9 protein-coding genes and 1 pseudogene are annotated in these 7682 nt (G+C 36.7%); 5 read left to right on the top strand and 5 right to left on the bottom strand.

What is annotated here, in order from left to right; all coding sequences use genetic code 11:
- Positions 1-262: pseudogene (locus AC1DOS_RS16105) on the top strand (hypothetical protein); the annotation flags it as partial.
- A gap of 333 nt (positions 263-595) precedes the next feature.
- Here AC1DOS_RS16105 and AC1DOS_RS16100 read toward each other — a convergent pair.
- Positions 596-730 (bottom strand): hypothetical protein, encoded by a 135-nt coding sequence (locus tag AC1DOS_RS16100; RefSeq protein WP_477538317.1) that lies wholly within the window; start codon positions 728-730, stop codon positions 596-598.
- A 93-nt stretch (positions 731-823) separates the two neighbouring features.
- Here AC1DOS_RS16100 and AC1DOS_RS16095 point away from each other — a divergent pair, with 93 nt between their 5' ends.
- The 3 genes from AC1DOS_RS16095 to AC1DOS_RS16085 all read left to right on the top strand — a co-directional run bounded on the left by AC1DOS_RS16095 (position 824) and on the right by AC1DOS_RS16085 (position 3645).
- The gene (locus AC1DOS_RS16095; protein WP_477538316.1) at positions 824-1807 is read left to right on the top strand and encodes a quinone oxidoreductase family protein; all 984 of its coding nucleotides are present in this window, start codon (positions 824-826) and stop codon (positions 1805-1807) included.
- Positions 1804-2619: an MBL fold metallo-hydrolase gene (locus tag AC1DOS_RS16090; protein ID WP_477538315.1), complete on the top strand. Its 816-nt coding sequence runs from the start codon at positions 1804-1806 to the stop codon at positions 2617-2619. Before AC1DOS_RS16095 ends, AC1DOS_RS16090 begins: the two co-directional genes overlap by 4 nt.
- A 63-nt stretch (positions 2620-2682) precedes the next feature.
- Positions 2683-3645 carry an NAD(P)H-dependent glycerol-3-phosphate dehydrogenase gene (locus tag AC1DOS_RS16085; RefSeq protein WP_477538314.1) on the top strand — a complete coding sequence of 321 codons (963 nt, stop codon included), beginning with the start codon at positions 2683-2685 and terminating at the stop codon, positions 3643-3645.
- A 111-nt stretch (positions 3646-3756) separates the two neighbouring features.
- On the opposite strand, the gene AC1DOS_RS16080 is transcribed toward AC1DOS_RS16085, so the two are convergent.
- Positions 3757-4536 carry a TerC family protein gene (locus tag AC1DOS_RS16080; RefSeq protein WP_477538313.1) on the bottom strand — a complete coding sequence of 260 codons (780 nt, stop codon included), beginning with the start codon at positions 4534-4536 and terminating at the stop codon, positions 3757-3759.
- Between the two features lie 73 nt (positions 4537-4609).
- Positions 4610-5005 (bottom strand): sporulation protein, encoded by a 396-nt coding sequence (locus AC1DOS_RS16075; protein WP_477538312.1) that lies wholly within the window; start codon positions 5003-5005, stop codon positions 4610-4612.
- A gap of 554 nt (positions 5006-5559) precedes the next feature.
- Between AC1DOS_RS16075 and AC1DOS_RS16070 the strand changes: the two genes are divergently transcribed.
- Positions 5560-6342 carry an alpha/beta fold hydrolase gene (locus AC1DOS_RS16070; RefSeq protein WP_477538311.1) on the top strand — a complete coding sequence of 261 codons (783 nt, stop codon included), beginning with the start codon at positions 5560-5562 and terminating at the stop codon, positions 6340-6342.
- Between the two features lie 467 nt (positions 6343-6809).
- On the opposite strand, the gene AC1DOS_RS16065 is transcribed toward AC1DOS_RS16070, so the two are convergent.
- Together AC1DOS_RS16065 and AC1DOS_RS16060 are read right to left on the bottom strand one after the other, a co-directional pair.
- Positions 6810-6992 (bottom strand): hypothetical protein, encoded by a 183-nt coding sequence (locus AC1DOS_RS16065; RefSeq protein ID WP_477538310.1) that lies wholly within the window; start codon positions 6990-6992, stop codon positions 6810-6812.
- A 100-nt stretch (positions 6993-7092) separates the two neighbouring features.
- A complete protein-coding gene (locus AC1DOS_RS16060; protein ID WP_477538309.1) occupies positions 7093-7644 on the bottom strand; it encodes a GNAT family N-acetyltransferase in 552 nt (183 codons plus the stop codon).
- Positions 7645-7682 lie beyond the last annotated feature (38 nt).

Genomic DNA, 7682 nt, shown 5'->3' with positions numbered 1-7682 from the left:
CGTCTATTTCCACTCAACTCTTTCCTACTTGAATGATCTGCATGATGAGAATTTTTTACAATCATATAGACAAAGCAGACTGGTCATTTGTACCGGTCAAGGTGCTTACGAGGAGGAAATGATTGAAGAGACCCATCAACTAAAAATCTTGTTAGAAAAAAAATCAATTCCAGCACGCATCGATTTTTGGGGACATGATTCCCATCATGACTGGGATTGGTGGAGGAAACAATTTCGCTACTATATAAGTGAGTGGATGTGAATAGATAAATAGTGAAGGTCTCACAAGCTTTAGCGCTTGTAAGACCTTTTTGTTGCCTTGTCAACCAAATAGAAGCTCATTGCTCCATTGTTGTTCACATATAGATTACCTGTGAATGGCTTGTTGAGCTTTATGTTTATCTTTCTCTTTTACATAGATATCATATTGAGTTAAATCATTATTTATTTATTTGTTTTCGACCACTCATGTTGTGTTTCCAACCACTCATGCTTACTTTCCACCCATTCAAAAGGTGTTTTCAACCACTCATAGTTACTTTCCGCCCATTTGGCTATTTTTCGCTCGAAATTTCATCGTATTATTTGTTTTCGCTCATTCAACATGGGTTTCCGACCACTCATGTTGTGTTTCCAACCACTCATGCTTACTTTCCACCCATTCAAAAGGTGTTTTCAACCACTCATAGTCACTTTCCACCCATTCGTCTATTTCAGTCTCGAAGTTCATCACATTTATTCTCTTGATTGAGCATATTTCTTTCCATTTGGTATGATGAGAAAGAGTCTATACTAATCGTTCTAATTAGGAGGAGATTTTAATATGAAAGCACTTGTATATAACACGTTTGGTGGACCGGAAGTATTGGAATATCGTGAAATCGCTGATCCTGTTATTGGTCCGAATGAAGTTTTAATTCGAATGAAAGCAATCGGTTTGAACTTTGCCGATGTTTATAGAAGAAAAGGAAATTATCATCTTGCTGGTCAACCTCCATATATTTTGGGCTATGAAGGTGCAGGAATCGTGGAGCAGGTTGGAGCAGACGTAAATGGTATACATGTTGGTGACCGCCTTGCCTTTGCGGATGTCCCTTTTGCGAATTCTGAGTTAGTAGCCCTTCCCGTGGATAAAGCCATTCCACTACCAGATAGCATTTCATATGAAGATGCTTCATCTGTTTTGTTGCAAGGGTTGACAGCACATTATTTAACGCAGGACAGCTATGCGGTGAAAAACAATGATGTGATTCTTGTTCATGCGGCTGCTGGCGGTGTTGGACAGCTTCTCATTCAGATTGCCAAGTTACTTGGAGGTAATGTCATTGGCTTAACATCTTCTAAGGATAAGGCTATGGCAGCACAAGAAGCTGGCGCGGATCACGTTTTCCTTTATTCGGATGACTGGAAGTTAGCAGTACTTGAAGAGACAAACGGGAAAGGTGTCGATGTTGTCTATGAATCAGTAGGATCTACGTTGATGGATAGTTTTGCTGTAACGCGCATCGGAGGTACAGTTGTGTTTTACGGAATGGCTGGAGGAGACCCGGTTGCAATTGACCCTCGTATGTTGATGGATACATCTAAAACTCTGACTGGCGGAGATCTTTGGAATGTCCTCACTTCCCTTGAACAACGTGTGACCCGCTCTAACGAATTGTTTCAATGGATGGAAGAAGGAAGAGTATGCGTATCTAAACCGACTACCTTTGCACTGCATGATGGACAAGAAGCACATCGTTACCTAGAAAGCCGGAAGAGTACCGGGAAAATATTATTGATTCCTTCGAATAGAGAAACGCTATGATTGCATTTCAAAAAGACGGGCTAACCGTATTTCAAAGCGCTTTATGGAAAACTACAAGTTCAGTGATTGAAACGAAAGATTTGATATTAGTTGTCGATCCTACTTGGTTACCCCTTGAAGTTCAGGAAATTCAACAACATGTGGCACACATACGCAACGAGAAAGACGTGTATTTGTTATTTACGCATGGCGATTTCGATCATATCATCGGATATCACGCATTCCCAGATGCAAAAGTAATCGGTAGCAAAGGCATGCAAGAGCATCCTAGAAAACAATACAAACTTGATTTGATTCAGTCTTTTGACAATGAATATTATGTGGAAAGACCTTATGCAATTGAGTTTCCAACTATTGATATTGTTATAGAGAAGGATGGACAGCAATTAGTATTAGGCGATACAACGATTACCTTTTATTTATCCCCAGGCCATACACATGATGGATTGTTTACCATCATTGAACCTTTAGGTATTTGGATTACTGGTGATTATTTATCAGACTTTGAACTTCCCTACTTATTTGACAGTGCGAAGGCATATCTAGAAACCCTACAAAAATCGTTTATGATATTGGATAAATATCATATAGAAGTTCTCGTACCTGGACATGGACAAGCAACTGAGAGTAAGGAAGAAATGGAACGAAGAATTGAACTAGCAAAAGATTATCTTGAACGGTTAATTGATGCAGTGACGAACGAAGATGCAGAAGCAATGCTTGGATTAGAAAAAGAAATGACGTTTCCCTCGAACTTCACGAAAGGATGTCATGAGGAAAATATTACTATTATTAAGAAAGAATACAGTTAAGTTACAACTGTTAGAAATACCATAATACCTGTTATTATATTAACCAAATGGGATGGTGAAATAATGAATGTTTCAGTTTTAGGTTGTGGGCGTTGGGGAACTTTTATTGCTTGGTATGTCAATAAAGTTGGGCATAATGTAACATTATGGGGCAGAGAAAACTCTAGAAATTACATTGGATTGAAAGAAACCAGAAAAAATGATTACCTTACATTACCCGAAGATATTGAATTAAGTACTTCATTAGAAAACGCGGTTTCATCTGCAGACATTATAATCATTTCAATTAGTGCTCAAGAATTACGTTCATTTGCAAATCAATTGAGTTCATTAAATGATTTAGAGGGTAAAACATTCATTTTATGCATGAAAGGTTTAGAAGGTACTAGTGGAAAAAGACTGTCGCAAGTATTTGGTGAAGAGGTCGGGAAAAATATAAATCTTGCTGTATGGGTCGGACCAGGACATGTACAAGATTTTGTGAATAATATACCTAATTGTATGGTTATAGGCTCTGAAAATATTGAAATAACTAAAAAGATTGTTCAAGAGTTTAATAGTGATTTAATTAGGTTTTACTATGGACAAGACCTAATTGGAAATGAAATTGGAGCTGCTACAAAAAATGTTATGGGTATAGCTGCAGGAATGTTAGACGGATTAAATTATAGCAGTTTGAAAGGTTCACTTATGGCAAGGGGGACAAGAGAAATTTCTCGTCTCGTTAGAGCCATGGGTGGAAATGATTTAACGATATACGGGTTAAGTCACCTGGGAGATTACGAAGCAACATTGTTCTCACCGCATAGTCATAATAGAAAATTTGGACAAGCATTTGTTGAGGGAGAAGGATTTGGGAAGCTTGCAGAAGGCGTTTCAACAGTTAAGGCATTAAGAGAACTATCCTTACAGTATGATGTTGACCTTCCACTTTGTAATGCTATATATGRGGTACTGTTTGAGAATAAAAATGCTAAAGAAACATTAGAAGATTTATTTTTAAGACCTGTAAAATTCGAGTTTTAATTAGTGAGTGTTTTTTTACATATAGTAAACACTCATAACATTTCTATATATTAAATACGAAAAATGGACTCAATTTAATGAGTCCATTTTTTATGTTTGAAAATTATATTATCAAATAATGTTCTCTCGTGTCTGTTCTTCATCCGTATTCTTCGTTAGGAACCAACCAGCTGCGGCAATTCCAAGTAATACTGCGTAGAAGATGAGCTTCCACTCAGTGGAATGTGCGAATTCATATGAGATCACGCCAACGTCAGGGTGACCCAAAGTTAAGACAGCAAGCTTCACACCTACCCAACCAACAATGGCAAACGCGGCAATTTCAAGACCAGGCTTCGCATGTAGCAATTTCACAAAGTAGTTTGCTGCGAAACGCATGATAATCAAACCAATCAACCCTCCCGCAAAAATAACGAGGAACTTCCCGCCATCCATGCCGCCGATTGAAGGGAGATTGGTGTTCGGCAATGTCATCGCCAACGCTACAGCAGCTAATATTGAGTCAACTGCAAAAGCGATATCCGCTAATTCCACTTTGAAAACTGTTCCCCAGAAACCTGATTTCTTCTTTTCTTTTTCTTCTGTTTTCTGAATCTTTTTATTGAAGTAAAGCTTTCTAACGATATGATTGATCGCAATGAATAACAAATATAAAGCTCCTATTGCTTGTACCTGCCAAACATCGACAAGGAAAGAAATAATGAATAATGAACCAAAGCGGAAAACGAAAGCTCCTGCTAGTCCGTAGAACAATGCCCTTCTTCTCTCTTCCTCAGGAAGATGCTTTACCATAATTGCTAATACAAGTGCATTATCCGCTGCCAATAATCCTTCGAGACCAATTAATAATAGTAAAACCCAACCGTATTCTAATAATATCGATGCATCCAAATCATTTTCATCCCTTCAAATTTAAGTTATTTGTAATTCACTCTGTTATTTTAAGACTCCTTTTGGAGAAGGGTTATGTTTGTAGAATCGTTATGACATCATGATCTAAGCTTTCTACACCTTCATTGAAAGCAAGACGGGACTTGAAGCGATACGATACTAGATTGTCTACATGTAGCGAATGTGGAATTCTAAATGTAAAAGGGATGTGATTTTCGGCATTCGATTCTATGTACTTTGTGGTGTAAATTGTAATAGCATCGACTACTCTTCCTTCTGCTTTTGGTTTTTCATTATCAGACATCACAAGATCACATTCGATCCGCTTCAATTGCTGTCCAATAAGACCCCCCTTGACCACAAATACCCCTTTTACTTGTTCCCCTAACTCGTACGTATCCTTTTCAAGTATTAAATCGATTCTTGCAGAACCTACTCCTAATAACGCCATGTATTTCCTCAGTATCATATATATCCTCCTGTTTTAATTTTTAGCTGAGATGCTCCAATTCACTGGTACGATTCCGGTCTGTAAATAGAAAAAAACCTTTACCAGAAACGGCAAAGGTTTTGAAAAAACAAAAGACCTCTACCAATTGGTAAAGGTCTTGCTAACAACGAAGTCGTTGCCAACAAAGCCGGGAGAATGGAAACTCCGTAATGACGACCTTGCTGTAAAAGCTACTCCCCTTTAGGAGTTACGATTCAACTAATTACTACTAATATATTATAATCTCCACCATTTGTCAAATACTACAACGTTTCAACTTAAGACCATTTATTTTCATCTGAAATCCATTTACTTTCTTTTAAAATCATAAGTATGAAAAAAGAAGTAGGACGGTAATTTAAGCTCGGATTCACCCGCACAATAGAAATTTATAGGTTTCAAAATTATTCTTTGACTGATAAAACCACATCAGCATAGAGGAAGAGCTGCATAAACAACCCAAGAATTTTCACCTATGTTTCCCTAGATGAGTATCTTATGTTGATGCACAATAATTAAACGGAGGGAACAACATGGGATACTTTGTTACAGTGGAACCTGGTGTAAGAATATATGTAGAGGATGTAAACCCGGAGGGAAATAAAACAATTCTATTTATACATGGTTGGCCATTAAACCATAAGCAGTATGAATATCAGTTTAATGTTCTTCCAGCAATGGGATATCGATGTATAGGCATTGACTGGAGGGGTTTCGGTAATTCGGATAAACCATACACTGGCTACAATTTTGACAGATTGGCAGATGATATCCATGCAGTAGTAGAGGCGTTGCAGTTAAAAGACTTCACACTTGCTGGACACTCCACAGGAGGCGCGATCTCGATTCGATACATGGCTCGACACCAAGGTTATGGAGTATCCAAACTTGTCCTTATAGACGCGCAATCTCCGTATAGTGTTCAAGAAGAAGTTGCAAATATGTTCATTTCAGGATCACTTAATGATCGACCTAAAATGTTGCAGGGATTAAATGATCTCTTCTTCTTCCAGTATCTTACCACTCCATTATCGGACTGGTTTTTTCAGCTAGGATTACAGGCAGCTGGTTGGTCGACTGTAGCAGTCATGAAGACACTAAGAGATGAGAACGTGTACTATGATCTTGACAAAATACTAGTACCTACACTGATTATTCACGGAATACATGATAAAATTGTGCCGTTTGATAAAGCTCAGGAAACAAATACGCTAATAAAAAATTCACTGCTTGTTCCATTTCAATACAGCGGTCATGGTCCTTTTTGGGAAGAACGTGAGAAGTTTAACCAGCTATTGATGCAATTTATTGGCTAATAGTTCACTTCAGCTTTCGTTTAACCGCTCTTATCATGTGCGGTTTTTCTTTTGGTCAAAAATCAACAGTAAACGATAACAGAGCCTTGGATGTTAGAAACTTACTGATTGAACAAGAATTAAAAATAAAACTACCGTTCACAATTTTATCTGTTCCCGATTCAAGTAATCCAAAGCATCCTGTATTACTGATTTATCAATTACTGCAATGCTTAATCCGGATACATTGTAATGCTTCATCCGCTCGGGGATGTTTATATTTTTAAAGTTCATATATAAGATCTCCCATTTGTTAGCTTGATTACAACACCATTTTGAATTTACGTTCTTATCTTAATGAATTGTGTTAAACTAATCTGCCTTGTTAGTTGAATAAGAAAAAAGAGTTGTCTAAGTAGCTCAATGATCTTCAACTAAAGTACCCGTGAGTTTAGGAAATTTATTGTAGAGTTGAACAAAACTGTTGATTAAGAAATCTTTTCTTCTCGTTCTTTTATATTCATATAGAGAAGAACACTGACACAGAAAATTGCACCAATTGTACTGGTAATAGCACTCAACAACCGAGTTTCATCAAAACCAAAAAGCAAATGTCCTAAAGTATATAAAGCTGACAGAACAATAAACCATCGAAGTAATATTTTTTTCATTTGCTAGTAACTCCTTATTTCAAACAAATAATGCCGTACTTATGTAAGTTTACCTCGGTCTGTATTCATAAGGTATGTTGATTTAATTGGAAACGCCCTCTTAATAGAGATAACCTAGAAAATCTAAGTCACCTTCAGTCCATTCATTCATACCAATTTTCTTAATCATCAATTCACTTTTTTCTTCATAGCCTATGCCCAGTATAGTTTGATTTCTATCCTCGATCTTCAACCATTTACATTTGTTTTTAACAGATTTGTAGCCGTTCTTTAAATACAATGTCTTATTGTCGGAAAATAAAAGTAAAAAATCAATATCCTTCTTTACACAGTATTTATCAATTTCTGATAGTAAAAGTGAAGCTATTCCTTTTGTACGGGATTCTCGTGATACACATAAGTCAATTATTCCAAGCACTTTTATAAGTTTTCCACTAAGATTCATAACCCGGTAATCTAACCCAACCTGTGCAAGAAGGTGTTTCTCCTCGTTAAAAGCTAAGAATCTAAAATGAGGCACTTGTTTAAAATAAATCCTATTATTTGGATAAATATCCTGAAAACTCACAGTTAATAACTCTTGAATATTTTCGGTCAGTTCATTATCAATTTCGCACTCTAAAACCTTTTTTATCTTCAAATTCTTTATCATAAATAAAAAATCCTTTCTTTAAATATCCTTCTTTTAGT

This window comes from Paenisporosarcina sp. P5_A11, from assembly GCF_056400705.1.
This window is presented reverse-complemented; position numbering and strand designations above follow the sequence as displayed.